We start from the raw sequence: 13,916 nt of genomic DNA on the forward strand, positions 1-13,916 counted from the left end.
GAGTGGAAGAAAAACCTGTGCAAGGGCTGCCGGCAACGGTTTCGGCACCGGGCATCTCCTTGTAATGGCGGTTGCTTGTCATCACAATAGGATGACGGACTGCCATCCATCCAGCCAGGGAATACGATGTCTCGTTCGAGCGATGATAGAATGGACCCGCGCGCAGGAATGGCGATGGATCAGGAGATTGCCTCTCTGCTGATCGCGATCGAGCAGGAAAAGGTTCCTGATCGCTTGACCAGACTGGCGATCGAACTGCAAAACGCGCTCCTTGCGAAACGCCGGCGCGACATAAAGAACTGACTATCTTCGGCTGTCGGCATCGATATCGATCTGCCCGTCCGACAGATGATTTCGTCTTTCCATCAGCGTCTGCAGCGAACTCTCCCCCAGGAACTCAAGAACGGCGGCGCGGGCACGGTTGAGCCGGCTTTTGACCGTTCCCACCGCACAGCCACATATCTCGGCCGTCTCCTCATAGCTGACACCTAGGACGCCGATCAGCATCAGCACCTCGCGCTGGTGTTCAGGGAGCCTCTGGATGGCGCCGTGAACTTCCTTGCTCTGAACGGTCCATTCCTGTGTGGCTTCCGAAATCGGCCTCGAGGACGCGCAGTCGAGCAGGCCAGGCGCTTCCCTGGCCGCGACCTTGACCCGGGTGTAGTAGGTGTTGCGCATGATGGTGAAGAGCCACGACTTCATGCGCGTGCCGGGTTCGAACTTGTCGATGTTGGCAAGGCCCTTCGTCAACGTTTCCTGCACCAGATCGTCGGCATCGTCGGGGATACGGCAGAAGGTGCGCGCGAAAGCCCGTAGCGCGGGTATCAGGTCAACGATGGAAACTTCATGGGTTTCCTGGTCGGCCAAAAGATAGCCTTCGCCTGACAATGGTCCAGCTCCCAGAAAGAAGTATGAATGCAGACCCCAGCTAAATGCATGGACGTTTGTATCGTTCCGGGCGTTGAAGACAACTCTCCAGAAAATTCTGATGCGGCCGAACGATCCTGCTGCGGCCGCGCCCCCCTTGCGCGCCGTCCACCAGCGTGTTCGCGCTGGCTTAGGATAGGCGCGACGCGCCGTTGTGCGGGAACAAAGCCATGCACCGGCAGTTCGGCGCCTTGAGCCAAGTCAGCCCACGGGCGTCAATCGAGGAAAAAATCATGGCCAAATCCGCACACCGTTCAGTTCCCAAATCGGCGCCTATGCACGATCAGAATGCCGCGCGCGGAAATGGCGGCGAATTGCACCAGATCGCGGAAGCCGACACGCCTGTTCTCACGACTGCCCTGGGAACGCCTGTCTCCGACGACCAGAACACATTGCGGATTGGCGAGCGCGGACCGTCTCTGATCGAGGACTCCCACTTTCGCGACAAGATCTTCCACTTCGATCACGAACGCATCCCGGAAAGGGTGGTGCATGCCCGTGGTTACGGCGCTCATGGCTATTTCGAGACTTATGAATCGCTGGCCAAATACACGCGTGCCGACATTTTCCAGCGCGCCGGCGAAAAGACGCCTGCCTTCGTGCGGTTCTCGACGGTTGCCGGCAACAAGGGCTCGTTCGACCTCGCCCGAGACGTGCGCGGCTTTGCCGTCAAGCTCTACACCAAAGAAGGCAATTGGGACCTCGTCGGCAACAATATTCCCGTGTTCTTCATCCAGGACGCCATCAAATTTCCGGACCTCATCCATGCTGCCAAGCAGGAGCCAGACCGGGCTTTCCCGCAGGCCCAGACCGCACACGACAATTTCTGGGATTTCATCAGCCTGATGCCGGAATCGATGCACATGGTCATGTGGATCATGTCGGATCGAGCGATACCGCGCTCCTTCCGTTTCATGCAAGGCTTTGGCGTCCATACGTTCCGCCTCGTCAATGCCGACGACGAATCCACATTCGTCAAATTCATCTGGAAGCCGAAACTCGGCATGCAGTCGGTGATCTGGAACGAAGCGGTCAAGATCAATGGCGCCGATCCCGACTTCCACCGCCGCGACCTGTGGGAAGCGATCCAGTCAGGAAACTTCCCGGAATGGGAGCTGACGGTGCAATTGTTCGACCAGGATTTTGCCGACAGCTTCGACTTCGACATCTTGGACGCCACGAAGATCATACCTGAAGAGATCATCGAGCCAATCCCGGTCGGGCGGCTGGTGCTCGACCGCATGCCGGAGAATTTCTTCGCCGAGACCGAGCAGGTTGCATTCATGACCCAGAACGTGCCGCCCGGGATCGACTTCTCCAACGACCCGCTTCTGCAGGGCCGCAACTTCTCCTATCTCGACACCCAGTTGAAGCGGCTGGGCAGCCCGAACTTCACCCATATTCCGATCAACGCTCCGAAATGCCCCTTCGCACATTTTCAGCAGGACGGGCACATGGCCATGCACAACCCGGTCGGCCGCGCCAACTATGAGCCGAATTCGTGGGGCTCGGGTCCCCGCGAGGATCCGCAACGCGGCTTCCGCTCTTTAGCCGACGCCGAAGAGGGGCAGAAGGTGCGTCTGCGGGCGGAGAGCTTCGCCGACCACTACAGCCAGGCGCGGCAATTCTTCAACAGCCAGACAGCGCCGGAGCAACGCCATATCGCCATGGCGCTGACATTCGAATTGAGCAAGGTGCAGGCACCGGCGATCCGCGAACGCATGGTGGCGCATCTGCTGAACATAGACGAAACGCTGGCGACTCAAGTCGCCGACAAGCTTGGCATTCGGAACATGCCCGACCCCGCCGAGACCGCCATCCCGCCGCGCGACGACCTGCCGCCGTCTCCGGCTCTCAGTATCATCGAGAACGGTCCCGATAGTTTCAAAGGCCGCAAGGTCGGCGTGTTGCTGAGCGACGGGGCCGACACGGCCCTTTTCGAACAACTTCGCTCGGCCATCGAAACGGAAGGCGCGGTCATGGAGGTGATCGCGCCCAAGGTGGGCGGCGTCGAGGCCGCAGACGGCACCCACATCGAAGCCAGACACATGATCGACGGCGGCCCGTCGGTCCTGTTCGACGCGGTGGTACTGCTCCTGTCCGAGCCGGGCGCCGAGTTGCTGGTCAAGGAGGCAGCCGCCAGGGACTTCGTGTCGGATGCCTTTGCGCATTGCAAATTCATCGGCTTTACAGAGGGAGCCGCGCCGCTCCTGGCCAAGGCAGGCGTCGCAGCCGATGCCGATGAGGGATTGATGCGGCTGGACTCCGCAGCCTCCGCCAAGGCATTCGTGCAAGCTTGCCGCAAGCTGCGGCTGTGGGCCCGGGAAGCGGCCGTCAAGCTGTGACGCGATCTACCCAGCACGGATTCCCTTCCGTGAGCGGCGGTTCGGCCAGCGGGATTCCAGTCGGTGCGGGCTAGGGGCGGTCTTGCTCCTTGGCCTCCCGCTGTTTTCTCAGCACTTCGTCGGTTCCGACCAGCTTCTTGGCTCCGCCTGGAATGGAGGTGGACACCACCGCTGGCGGGTCGCTTGCGGGAAAGGAATCTTCCAGACCGGCCTGCAGCTGATCCTCCAGCGTTTGCGGCTCTTCCGAGCGGCCGGGGGTTCTGCGGTCCTCTATCTTTTCCAGCGGTTGCTTCTTATCCGGCGATTCGTTCGCGTTCCTGATCCAGGCATAAAGCTGTTCGATCGCGAATTCCTTGATTGCCTCGAAATCGGCTCGATCGTCCTTGGTCGCCTCGATCTGATCGACCATGGCTTTCTCGAACCGGGCAAGGCTATCACCCCCGCAGGCCCGGGAAAGACGCAACAATGCCTCATGCAGCATCATCGGGGCGAAACGAGCCGAAGCCTCGAGTCTCAGTTGCTCTAAATGCTCTTGAGTGGCGGCTTGGAGCTTTGACATGGACAGCCCTTTCTCTCACACGCATTTCAACGAGAGTTGACCGTGGATGTTCCACTGCGCCTGAACGTCCTTCCGCGCCGGCGAACTACATGAACCAGGTCGCCACCAGTCCCGCGGACGCCGCAAAGACCGCTATGGTCGTCACGCCGCCCAGAATGTTGGTGGCCCTGCTGTTGACCTTGTCGCCCATGATCTTGCGATTGTTGGTCATGATGAGCATGAGAAGCAGCAGAGGTGGCGTCGAAAAACCCTGCACGATGCCGGACCAGACCAAGGCTTTCATCGGGTTGAAGCCAAAGAAATTGAGACCCACCGCCACCAGGGTTATCACTCCCGTCGCGATGTAGAATTTGGGCGCATGCCGGGGCTTGGCGTTCAAGCCATTCTTCCACCCCATGGCCTGCGCGAAATCGAAAGCGGCGCCGGCAGTCATGACCGGCACCGCCAGGAAGCCGACGCCGATCACCCCGGCCGCAAAGAGAATTCCGGCCGCGTCGCCCGCAAGCGGCCGCAGCGCTTCGGCCGCCTGCGCTGCCGTTTCGATCTGGGTATGCCCCGCCTCGTACAGCGTCGATCCGGTCGAAAGGATGATGAAATACATGATCAGGTTGGAAAAGATCATGCCGATCAGGATATCGCGCCGGGACCGGCGGAGTTCACCCTCGGTGGCTCCCTTGCGCTCTTCGAGGCTCGTTCTGCCCTTGGCGATCTCCTCCTCCACCTCCTGGTTGGACTGCCAGGTGTAGAGATAGGCGGACAGCGTCGTGCCGATGATGGCGACGATGATGGACAGATATTCGCGGCTGAACTCGATTTTCGGCAGCAGGGTGCCGCGCAGCACCGAGACCACATCCGGCTTGGCGAGCACAGCGGAGACCACATAGGCGAGCAGGGCCAGTGCCAACCACCGGAATATGTTGCGGATTAGCTTGTAGGATCCGAACATCTGCAAGGCAAAAATAATCATCGCGACACCGATGACGACCGAGTTTGAAGGCAGCGGAACGAACAGCACGACAGCCGCCGACATCGCGCCAAGGTCGGCGGCTGCCTCGATCGTGTTGCCGATCAGCACGCCCACCAGCACGGACCACAGCAGCCAACGCGGATAGAAATCGGAAATGACCTTGAAAAGACCACGGCCCGACACCTGGCCAAGTTTGGACGAGAGATAGACGACGATGTACATCATCGGGAGAGTGACAGGAGCCGTCCACAAAAGGTCGGGCCCGAACCGGGCTCCCGCACTCGCATAGGTGCCAATGGCCGAGCAATCGTCGTCAGCCGCCCCAGTGATCAGTCCGAGCCCGAGAGCGCGTGTGATGCCGCCGTCTTTTCGCTCTCCCTCGCTTCGGCCGGCATCGTCAGCTGCTCCACTCATGGGAGATGCGTGTCCAACGAGGCCACACGGGAAAAAATCATGTCGATTGTTCCGACCAAGTGCCGATGCCGAGATTGAGGTTGGAACCTCCGGTCAAGCTTTTTGTTCCTGTGGAAGCCAACCGCCAATGAAACGCAGCGCCCGCCTTGGCCGTTGATGCGGCTGAAGCTGCATCGCCTTGAAGATCGACATGGATATGCCTGGGGCCGACGGTCGAAAAGAGTGCGGTGAGGCTCTTCACCCGCACCTTCCCCTAGCCGGCCTGATCTATGGCGGGGCGGCGCTGCTCACGGCGACCCTCTGGATCCGGGAAAGCGGAAAGCGGCAGGCCCGACACGACCTGCGTGCCGTCTGACACCGAAGAATCGAAACAAAAAGCCAACCGCGGGGCGATCCACAGCCGCTGTCAGGCGGAACCTCGTCCCGGTAATTGCGTCTCTTCGCTGACCTGCTTCCGCAGTTCCTCACGCGCGCGTTCCACCTGGCCCTCGCGCGCGGATTGCGAGGCGCTGCGCCCCGACCGATCCAGCCTGTCCAACTCGTGCTCGACCGTTTGGCGAGAGCCCTCCGCCGGATCCTCTTCCGGATGGCTGTCCGCAGCCTGTTCCTGCCGCGTCTCTTCCCTGCCTCGGCGGTCGTTGCGCGTCGCGTCCTGGCTGCGATCGTCCTTGCCTGCGACGCTTCGATTTCCGCCGGCCGTTTTGTCTGTGTTGCTCATGGCTAGTTCCTAAGCTTTCGCGGCGTGGAACCGTCCGATGCGCGTCCCGCGCCTTTGCCTGGAGAAACGGACATATCCGCCATTTGGTTGCGCTCCCGGCGCGCAAGCATCGGCCCGGCGCCAATCGCATGGCGGAGAAAAGCCGGCCATCGTTGCCAAGCATCCTTTTGCAGCGATTCGCGTTATCGCCTTGGCATCCATGGGGATTTCACATGGCAAGATGCACGGGCCCGTCCATCCGCCTGCGGCAACGGCGGCAATGGCCCATTGCGTCCGCCTTTGCACGTCCAGCTCGAAGCACGTCCGGCAGCCGTCTTCCAGGCGTCCTGAGATGGCTCGGCCTCGCGTCGACAGTGGTCTCGGCACCGGTCCTGAGCGGGTGCAGCGGCTGGCAATCCGCACTCCATGCACATGGTGCGAATGCCCGTGCGATTCTCGATCTCATCTGGTCTTTTGGCGCGGTGGCGGCGATCACCTGGCTGCTCGTCATGCTGGCCCTGGCAATGGCGCTTCTCCATCACCGCGGGGCGCAAGCAGCGTCCCCCCCGCTAGGCATCGACAGCCATCAGGAACGCCGGTTTGGCCGCGCGGTCGGAAGCGCCGTCGCGGCGACCGTGCTGGTTCTCGCCGCGCTGACGATAACGAGCTTTTTCGCCGGCAAATCCATCGCCTCGATGAGCGGAAAGGAGACACTCACGGTCCGCATCACAGGGCATCAATGGTGGTGGGAGATACGCTATCCCAAAGATGATCGGTCGCGGATGATGGTCACGGCGAACGAAATCCATGTCCCCGTTGGCGAGCCGGTCAAGGTCGAGCTCGATTCGACCGATGTCATTCACAGCTTCTGGGTGCCAAGCCTCGCCGGCAAACGGGACCTCATTCCGGGCCGGCCAAGCGAGATCACGCTCATTGCCGACCGGCCCGGTATCTATCGCGGCCAGTGCGCCGAGTTCTGCGGCTACCAGCATGCTCACATGGCCGTCACCGTCATCGCGGAAAGCCGCGAAGCGTTCGAGGCATGGCGGTCCAGACAAGACGCCGCCGCCATTGCGCCTGCCAGCGAGGAGGAACGCCGCGGCCAGCGGGCTTTTCTTTTCACCGGTTGCGCGCTCTGCCACACGATAAGGGGGACGCCGGCCAAGGGAGCGGTCGGGCCCGACCTTACCCATCTCGCAAACCGGCGTGCATTGGCCGCCGACACGCTGGCCATGACACCCGGCGCGCTCGCCGCGTGGATCGCCGATCCGCAATCCATAAAACCCGGCGCGAAGATGCCGCGCATTGCTCTCAGCGCCGACGATCTTCGTGCGGTCGTCGCCTATCTTGGAAGTCTTGAATGAGTGGCGTTGCCCGGAAGACGGCTAGGCGAAAACAGGAAGCGGCCCTGAAAGGCATCTGCGACACCGGGCTCGACGAGGCAAGACTGCACGACTATCTGGCGCATGCCTGGCGGACGCCGAACGGCCTCTATGGTTGGCTGGTCACGGTCGACCACAAGCTGGTCGCCCGGCGCTATATGGTGACGGCCTTCCTGTTCCTCGCCCTTGCAGGCCTGTCGGCACTTGCCATGCGGTTCCAGCTTGCCACGCCGGAGGCACGCCATATCGGCCCCGATCTCTACAACCAGCTCTTCACCATGCATGGCACGACGATGATGTTCCTGTTCGCCGTACCGGTCATGGAAGCGTTCGCCATCTACCTGGTGCCGCTGATGATCGGCACCCGAAACGTCGCCTTCCCGCGGCTCAACGCCTTCAGCTACTGGGTCTATCTCTCCGGTGGGTTGATGATCTGGATCGCCTTCGCTTTCGACACCGGCGCGGATGCCGGCTGGTTTTCCTACGTGCCGCTCGCCGGACCTGAATATGGGATCGGCAAGCGCCCCGATTTCTGGGCGCAGATGGTGACCTACACCGAAGTGTCCGCACTCGCGGTCGCCGTCGAGATCATCGCGACTGTGTTCAAGCAGCGCGCCCCTGGCATGTCGCTCGATCGCATCCCGCTCTATGTCTGGTCAGTCCTCGTCATGGCTTTCATCATATTGTTCGCCATGCCCGCGGTGATGGTGTCGAGCACCATGCTGATCCTCGACCGGCTGGTCGGCACCAGGTTCTTCGACCCGGCGGCGGGGGGCGACGCACTGCTCTGGCAGCACCTGTTCTGGTTCTTCGGCCACCCGGAGGTCTATATCATCTTCATTCCCGCGACCGGCTTCGTCTCGGCTATCCTGCCGAGCTTCGTGCGCCGTCCGGTCTTCGGCTATCTCGGGATCGTGCTGTCGCTGATCGCGATCGGCTTTCTTTCCTTCGGCCTGTGGGTGCACCATATGTTCGCCACGGGCCTGCCGCAGCTCGGCGAAAGCTTCTTCACCGCCTCCTCGATGATGATCGCCATTCCGAGCGGCATCCAGATCTTCTGCTGGATCGCGACGATCTGGGGCGGCCGGCCGATTTTTGCCACGCCGCTGCTTTTCGTGCTCGGCTTCATTTTCACCTTCGTGATTGGCGGGCTGACCGGAGTCATGGTCGCCTCGGTGCCGCTCGACCTGCAGATGCACGACACCTATTTCGTCGTCGCGCATTTCCACTATGTGCTGGTCGGCGGCGCCGTCTTCCCCCTGCTCGGCGCCGTCTACTACTGGTTTCCCAAGATCACTGGCCGCATGCTGTCCGAAAGGCTCGGCCGCTGGAATTTCTGGCTTGTCTTCATCGGCTTCAATCTCACCTTCTTCCCGATGCACATCCTTGGCTTGCAAGGCATGCCGCGGCGCGTCTACACGTATCCGCCGGCGAGCGGCTGGGGCGGCACGAACCTGTTCATCAGCATCTCGTCGCTGGTGGTGTTCGCCGGCTTCGCGCTTCTCGTCCTGAACATGCTGCTCAGCCTTCGCAACGGTCGCCTCGCGGGAGACAATCCCTGGGGGGCGAGCACACTGGAATGGGCAACGACGTCGCCGCCACCTTCCTACGATTTTTCGCGCCTGCCAGTGGTGACCCATCGCGAGCCGCTCTGGGCCGAACCCGACATACTCCCGGTGGTCGAGGGCCTGCGCGTCGATGCGCGCGAAGTGCTTGCCGGCACGGTCGCCGATGCGGTGCCGCAACTGCGCGTGCCATCGGCCGACAACTCGATCTGGCCGCTGCTCTCGGCCGTCGCCGTGGGTGGCGCGTTTCTGGGCTCGATTTACACGCCATGGGCGGTGGTCTGGGGCGCGATACCGGTCTCGATCGGCTTTATCTGCTGGTTCTGGCCGAAAGGCGAGCCGGAGGACGAAGAATGAGACACTGGCCAACCGTCGACGTCAGCCACCTGCCCACCTATGATTTTGGATCGGCAAGCCCGATCTGGTGGGGAACGGTGGCCTTCATCACCCTTGAAGCAACCGGTTTTGCCCTGGCGATCGGCACCTATTTCTACCTGGCTGTGCAGGCGCGGCATTGGCCGATCGGAGCGCCAGCACCCGACCTCCTGCCGGGCACGGCAATATTGATCATTCTGCTTGCCAGCGCCGTCCCCAACCGTCTGATCGATCTTTGGGCGCGGCGGCAGGACCTTGTGAAGGTGCGCATCGGCATCGTCGTCATGTCGATCGCCGGAATTCTTCCCCTGATCGTGCGCATCTGGGAATTTCCCGCGCTCCGGATCTCCTGGGACCAGAACGCCTACGGGTCGATCGTCTGGTTCCTGCTCGGCCTGCACACGACACACCTCCTCACCGATGTCGGGGACACGATCGTGCTCGCCGTTCTCATGTTCACCAAGAAAGGCAACACCGGACGCCACTTCAGCGACGTGTCGGACAATGCCTTCTACTGGGGCTTCGTGGTCGTCTCATGGGTCGTGCTCTATCTCGTAATCTACTGGGTTCCGAGGATGTAACATGCAGGCGATCCGCACGGGCGTTTCCTGGGCAGGCATGGCCACCGGACCAACGGCGTGGGCGATATCGCTGCAGCTCGACTATTCAATCGCATATTGGCAATGCGACGCCGGGTTTCGGCCCACTGTTCTGTTCTCGCTGACAGGCGCCGCCGTCGCGGCGCTGGGCGTCCTGTCGTCATGGCGCGCCGTTCATGATCCAGGGCACGGCACGAGCCCGCCCCTGAAGGCGCGCACGCGCGCGTTTCTGGCCAGGACTTCGGTAGGCATCGGGGCCCTGTTCACGCTCGTCATGCTGGCGCAAATGGCGGCCGGATTGATCTTCAGCGGATGCGAACTGTGACTGTGCAGCGGAGCCGACGAGCGGTCATCCGCCATGGGCAGCGTTTGCGGTGGCCTGCTGCGAGCGTTCCGTTCCTCGCCGTTCTCCTACGTGTAGTCGCGGCCGTCATGGCGTCGCTGGCGCCTGGCACGCCGCTGCGGGCGAACGAGATCCAGAAAGGCGAATATCTTGCCCGAGCCGCCGATTGCGTCGGCTGCCACACGTCCAATCCGAGCCGGCCTTTCGCCGGAGGCTATCGGGTGCCGACGCCGTTCGGCGATGTCTATTCCACCAACATCACACCGGACCTCGACACAGGCATCGGGCGCTATTCCGCCGACGAATTCGTGCGAGCCGTGCAGAAAGGCGTCAGACGCGACGGGGCCGATCTCTATCCCGCCATGCCATATGACAGCTTCGTCGGGATGAATCGCGAGGATGTGCTCGCGATCCGAGCCTACCTGCTCACGACCGCGCCGATTTCTCAGCCGCCGCCGCCAAACATACTGCCCTTTCCATTTAACCAGCGCTGGACGCTCTGGTTGTGGAAACTTGCCAACCTCCACGCCGGCGGCTTCGGACCAAATCCAAGCCGAACCGGCGCATGGAACAGGGGCGCCTACCTGGTGGAGGTGCTTGGCCACTGCGGCGCCTGCCACACTCCAAGGAATACGACGTTCGGCATGGATGAAGATCGCAAGCTTGCCGGCGGCAGCGCCGGTATCTGGCAGGCGTTCAACATCAGCGGCGACAAGATCGCGGGCATAGGCGGCTGGAGCGATGAGGAGCTGTTTCGGTTTCTCAAGACCGGCGCCATGCCTGGAAAGGCATATGCGGGCGGTCCGATGGCGGAAACGGTCATGAACAGTCTGCAATATCTTTCGGACGACGACATTCATGCCATCGTCGCCTATCTCAGGACCGTGCCCGCCCAATCGGGAGACGAGAAGCGGCCGCGCTTCGCGTGGACCAATCCGCCCGCAGCCGCCCGCGATGCCGGGACGAAGACCAGCGTGGAGGGCAGCGGGGTCGCGGTGGGCGACGATCTCTACCGGTCGCTCTGCTCGGGATGTCATGGCCTGAATGGAGGCGGATCGGCGGATGGCACCTATCCATCACTGACCAACAACAGCACTCTCGGCGTAACCTCGCCTGAGAATGTCGTCATGACCATCCTTGAAGGCGTCAAGGCAGGCGGTGTCGCGGGCCGCAAATCGATGGCGGCCTTTGACGGCTGGCTGGACGACGGCCAGGTGGCGGCCCTTGCAAACTATGTGACAGCGCGCTTCGGAAACCCGCAAGTCAGCGTCACGGCAGCCGATGTGCGCCAGATGCGGGCAGGCTCGACGACAGAGCAGACGGTGCTGGTTTTGGCGGCCCAGGGGCTGGTGGGGGGCGGCATCGTATTTGTGCTTGGTCTAGCGCTTCTGCTCGCCAGACGCCTCGGCCTGAGAAGGCACCAGAGGCATCTCACATTCGTGTCAAGGGGCAGGCCATGAGACGGTGTGCCGAAGCGTGGCGGACCTGTTCCGCCTTTCCGTGCAACGATGAACTGCCTCAGCTTGATATCTCGACCGAGCCCTTCTGAGAGGAACTCCCGGCAACGCCGCGAGGGGCCCGAAAAACCTCCGCCAGCCAATCAATGAACACCCTGATCCGCGAAGACAGATGGCGGCTCTGGGGATAGAGCACGGATACGGGTATCGGCGGTGGTGGGAAGGCTTCCAGTATCGGAACCAATTGCCCGGTGGCGATCTGATGCTCTACGCGATAACGCGGGACCTGTATCAACCCGAGCCCGGCGACGCCGGAGGCCGTGTAGATTTCGGCGCCCCGGACGACGATATCGTAGGGTAGTGGAACCTCCCTTGCCGCGCCGTCCATCTCGAATTCCAGCGGGTACGGCTGCCCTGTCGCGGAGGCGGTATAGGCAACCATGTGATGGCCGCCGAGATCATCCGGTGTCGAAGGGACGCCGTAACGTTCAAGATAGGCTGGGCTCGCCAGGGTGAGTTGCTCGAATGCGGTTATTCGGCGACCGATCAGAGACGAGTCGGACAGCTCGCCGGCTCGCACGACGCAATCGACGCCTTCAGTGATGAGGTCGACCATCCGGTCGCCTTCGCTGAGGCTGAGCGAGATGCCGGGATAGCGCGTGATGAACTCGGGCAGGGCGGGCATGACGAAAAACCGCGCGATGGTCCCCTGCATATCCACACGAAGCGGACCCTTGGGTTCAGCATTCCTGAAGACGCTCTCCACCTCATCCAGGTCCGCAAGGAGCCGGATGCAGCGTTCATGGTAGAGTGCGCCATCGAGCGTCGGCCTCACATTTCGGGTTGTCCGTTCGAGGAGCCGAACGCCGAGATCCGCTTCCAGGCGCTGGATCGCATGAGTGGCAGTGGGCCGCGGAACCTGCAGGTCCCGCGAGGCCTGGGCAAAGCTCCCACGCTCGACGATCCTGACGAAGAGCCGCATGACGTCGATACGATCCATGACCATCTCGTAGTCGATTGTTATGGTTTTTGAAATGGTGATGTTGAAATCGGCTTTCTAGTGCTGGTTTTAAAAACGGCTACCTTCACACCATTCAAGTCCTCAGATCGACAGGAGTGAAGATCATGCCTTTCGTCAATTTCAAGGTCCCCGAGGCGGCGCTGAACCGGGCCCAGAAAGAAGAGATCGTCCATCGGGCCACCGCGATGCTCGTGGAATATTTCTCCGAGGCCGCTCGGCCGCATACCATGGTCCTGATCGAGGAGGTCAAGGACGGCGGTTACGCCCGCGCCGACGAGGTCTTCGTGATCCCGCAGGAATATCGAGCGAAGGATTGATATCGGCAACAACACGGCAAAGGAACAACCACAATGACCACCTCAACGAATAGGGTTGCAATCGTCACGGGAGCCTCTCGCGGCATCGGAGCGGCCATCGCCCGCCGGCTGGCGAGCGACGGCCTCACGGTCGTGGTCAACTATGCAGGTAGCACCAAAGCGGCCGCCAAGCTGGTGGATGAGATCGAAAAGGCCGGCGGTCGGGCCACCTCCTTCCAGGCCGATGTCAGCGACCCGCAAGCTGTGAGACGGATGTTCGATTCCGCCGAAGCGGCCCATGGCGGCGTCGACGTGCTGGTGAACAATGCCGGCATCATGAAGCTCGCACCGGTCGCTCAATTTGATGATGCGACTTTCGATCAGACCATCGCGATCAATCTCAAGGGCACGTTCAACGGCCTTCGCGAGGCGGCGAGGCGCCTGCGCGACGGCGGCCGCATCGTGAACTTCTCGACCAGCGTCGTCGGACTCTATCAGCCGACCTATGGCGTTTATGCGGCCACCAAGGCCGCGGTCGAAGCGCTCACCCACATTGTGGCGAAGGAGTTGGGATCCCGCGCCATCACGGTCAACGCGGTTGCGCCGGGGCCGGTGGCCACCGAGCTTTTTCTCGAAGGCAAGGATCAGGCTACGCTCGATCGTATCAAACAGATGAACCCGCTCGGCCGTCTGGGCGAGGTCGACGACATCGCGCGCGTCGTCTCGCTGCTGGTTGGACCGGACAGCGGCTGGATCAACGGCCAGATCGTCCGAGCGAATGGCGGGGTCATCTGAGGAACAGGATCATGAAGCAAGTCCGGCTCGGATAGGGGAAGGCTTTCCGTGAACGGGCTGCCTCGGACGGAGGTCGACAAGAGCGGCCTGATGGTCGCATGCCAAGGAACCCGATCGCGCCGTCCTCGTTGGGCAGGGATGCAGACCCACGCGCGCTTCATCATGCCGTCAACC

Annotated in this window: 15 protein-coding genes; 9 read left to right on the forward strand and 6 right to left on the reverse strand. The window is 61.9% G+C overall.

Going from position 1 to position 13,916, the window contains the following annotated elements; translation table 11 throughout:
• Positions 1-150: 150 nt before the first annotated feature.
• Positions 151-303, forward strand: a complete 153-nt coding sequence (locus FJ953_RS30655; protein WP_181165412.1) for a hypothetical protein — start codon at positions 151-153, stop codon at positions 301-303.
• Here FJ953_RS30655 and FJ953_RS07740 read toward each other — a convergent pair whose 3' ends face one another.
• Positions 304-867: a sigma-70 family RNA polymerase sigma factor gene (locus FJ953_RS07740; protein ID WP_140498076.1), complete on the reverse strand. Its 564-nt coding sequence runs from the start codon at positions 865-867 to the stop codon at positions 304-306. It abuts the gene before it with no gap.
• Positions 868-1,160: 293 nt separating this feature from the next.
• Here FJ953_RS07740 and FJ953_RS07745 point away from each other — a divergent pair, with 293 nt between their 5' ends.
• Positions 1,161-3,272, forward strand: a complete 2,112-nt coding sequence (locus FJ953_RS07745; protein ID WP_140623810.1) for a catalase — start codon at positions 1,161-1,163, stop codon at positions 3,270-3,272.
• Positions 3,273-3,342: 70 nt separating this feature from the next.
• Here the strand turns inward: FJ953_RS07745 and FJ953_RS07750 are convergent, their stop codons facing one another.
• The 4 genes from FJ953_RS07750 to FJ953_RS07765 all read right to left on the reverse strand — a co-directional run bounded on the left by FJ953_RS07750 (position 3,343) and on the right by FJ953_RS07765 (position 5,930).
• Entirely contained in the window at positions 3,343-3,831 is a 489-nt protein-coding gene (locus FJ953_RS07750) for a hypothetical protein (protein ID WP_140497376.1), read from the reverse strand.
• A gap of 85 nt (positions 3,832-3,916) precedes the next feature.
• Positions 3,917-5,212: an Nramp family divalent metal transporter gene (locus FJ953_RS07755; protein WP_140525139.1), complete on the reverse strand. Its 1,296-nt coding sequence runs from the start codon at positions 5,210-5,212 to the stop codon at positions 3,917-3,919.
• A 37-nt stretch (positions 5,213-5,249) separates the two neighbouring features.
• On the reverse strand, positions 5,250-5,453 hold the full coding sequence (locus FJ953_RS30385; RefSeq protein ID WP_181175009.1) for a hypothetical protein: 204 nt from the start codon (positions 5,451-5,453) through the stop codon (positions 5,250-5,252).
• Between the two features lie 165 nt (positions 5,454-5,618).
• Entirely contained in the window at positions 5,619-5,930 is a 312-nt protein-coding gene (locus FJ953_RS07765; RefSeq protein ID WP_140623812.1) for a hypothetical protein, read from the reverse strand.
• Positions 5,931-6,283: 353 nt separating this feature from the next.
• Here FJ953_RS07765 and coxB point away from each other — a divergent pair, with 353 nt between their 5' ends.
• The 5 genes from coxB to FJ953_RS07790 all read left to right on the forward strand — a co-directional run bounded on the left by coxB (position 6,284) and on the right by FJ953_RS07790 (position 11,633).
• The gene (gene coxB, locus FJ953_RS07770; RefSeq protein ID WP_348641805.1) at positions 6,284-7,273 is read left to right on the forward strand and encodes a cytochrome c oxidase subunit II; all 990 of its coding nucleotides are present in this window, start codon (positions 6,284-6,286) and stop codon (positions 7,271-7,273) included.
• A complete protein-coding gene (gene ctaD / locus FJ953_RS07775; protein WP_140623816.1) occupies positions 7,270-9,213 on the forward strand; it encodes a cytochrome c oxidase subunit I in 1,944 nt (647 codons plus the stop codon). Before coxB ends, ctaD begins: the two co-directional genes overlap by 4 nt.
• Complete coding sequence (locus FJ953_RS07780) at positions 9,210-9,812, forward strand: cytochrome c oxidase subunit 3 (protein ID WP_140623818.1); 603 nt, start codon at positions 9,210-9,212, stop codon at positions 9,810-9,812. The genes ctaD and FJ953_RS07780 overlap by 4 nt, the downstream gene beginning before the upstream one ends.
• Position 9,813: 1 nt before the next feature.
• Positions 9,814-10,155 carry a hypothetical protein gene (locus tag FJ953_RS07785; RefSeq protein ID WP_140497365.1) on the forward strand — a complete coding sequence of 114 codons (342 nt, stop codon included), beginning with the start codon at positions 9,814-9,816 and terminating at the stop codon, positions 10,153-10,155.
• A gap of 107 nt (positions 10,156-10,262) precedes the next feature.
• Positions 10,263-11,633 (forward strand): cytochrome c, encoded by a 1,371-nt coding sequence (locus FJ953_RS07790; RefSeq protein ID WP_140497363.1) that lies wholly within the window; start codon positions 10,263-10,265, stop codon positions 11,631-11,633.
• A gap of 58 nt (positions 11,634-11,691) precedes the next feature.
• On the opposite strand, the gene FJ953_RS07795 is transcribed toward FJ953_RS07790, so the two are convergent.
• The gene (locus FJ953_RS07795) at positions 11,692-12,630 is read right to left on the reverse strand and encodes a LysR family transcriptional regulator (protein ID WP_140623821.1); all 939 of its coding nucleotides are present in this window, start codon (positions 12,628-12,630) and stop codon (positions 11,692-11,694) included.
• Positions 12,631-12,755: 125 nt separating this feature from the next.
• Here FJ953_RS07795 and FJ953_RS07800 point away from each other — a divergent pair, with 125 nt between their 5' ends.
• Both FJ953_RS07800 and FJ953_RS07805 read left to right on the forward strand, forming a co-directional pair.
• Complete coding sequence (locus FJ953_RS07800; protein ID WP_140497359.1) at positions 12,756-12,968, forward strand: 4-oxalocrotonate tautomerase family protein; 213 nt, start codon at positions 12,756-12,758, stop codon at positions 12,966-12,968.
• A gap of 33 nt (positions 12,969-13,001) precedes the next feature.
• Positions 13,002-13,742, forward strand: a complete 741-nt coding sequence (locus FJ953_RS07805) for an SDR family oxidoreductase (RefSeq protein ID WP_140497357.1) — start codon at positions 13,002-13,004, stop codon at positions 13,740-13,742.
• Positions 13,743-13,916: the final 174 nt, after the last annotated feature.

Source organism: Mesorhizobium sp. B2-3-6 (assembly GCF_006442305.1).
Taxonomy (GTDB): domain Bacteria; phylum Pseudomonadota; class Alphaproteobacteria; order Rhizobiales; family Rhizobiaceae; genus Mesorhizobium.

Bases quoted from the DNA above. Each gene is read 5' to 3' on its own strand.
- FJ953_RS07745 (WP_140623810.1), top strand. From the start codon at position 1,161: ATGGCCAAATCCGCACACCGTTCAGTTCCCAAATCGGCGCCTATGCAC.
- FJ953_RS07780 (WP_140623818.1), top strand. From the start codon at position 9,210: ATGAGACACTGGCCAACCGTCGACGTCAGCCACCTGCCCACCTATGAT.
- FJ953_RS07805 (WP_140497357.1), top strand. From the start codon at position 13,002: ATGACCACCTCAACGAATAGGGTTGCAATCGTCACGGGAGCCTCTCGC.
- FJ953_RS07755 (WP_140525139.1), bottom strand. From the start codon at position 5,212: ATGAGTGGAGCAGCTGACGATGCCGGCCGAAGCGAGGGAGAGCGAAAA.
- FJ953_RS07790 (WP_140497363.1), top strand. From the start codon at position 10,263: ATGGCGTCGCTGGCGCCTGGCACGCCGCTGCGGGCGAACGAGATCCAG.
- FJ953_RS07750 (WP_140497376.1), bottom strand. From the start codon at position 3,831: ATGTCAAAGCTCCAAGCCGCCACTCAAGAGCATTTAGAGCAACTGAGA.
- FJ953_RS30655 (WP_181165412.1), top strand. From the start codon at position 151: ATGGACCCGCGCGCAGGAATGGCGATGGATCAGGAGATTGCCTCTCTG.
- FJ953_RS07800 (WP_140497359.1), top strand. From the start codon at position 12,756: ATGCCTTTCGTCAATTTCAAGGTCCCCGAGGCGGCGCTGAACCGGGCC.
- FJ953_RS07785 (WP_140497365.1), top strand. From the start codon at position 9,814: ATGCAGGCGATCCGCACGGGCGTTTCCTGGGCAGGCATGGCCACCGGA.
- FJ953_RS07765 (WP_140623812.1), bottom strand. From the start codon at position 5,930: ATGAGCAACACAGACAAAACGGCCGGCGGAAATCGAAGCGTCGCAGGC.
- FJ953_RS07795 (WP_140623821.1), bottom strand. From the start codon at position 12,630: ATGGATCGTATCGACGTCATGCGGCTCTTCGTCAGGATCGTCGAGCGT.
- ctaD (WP_140623816.1), top strand. From the start codon at position 7,270: ATGAGTGGCGTTGCCCGGAAGACGGCTAGGCGAAAACAGGAAGCGGCC.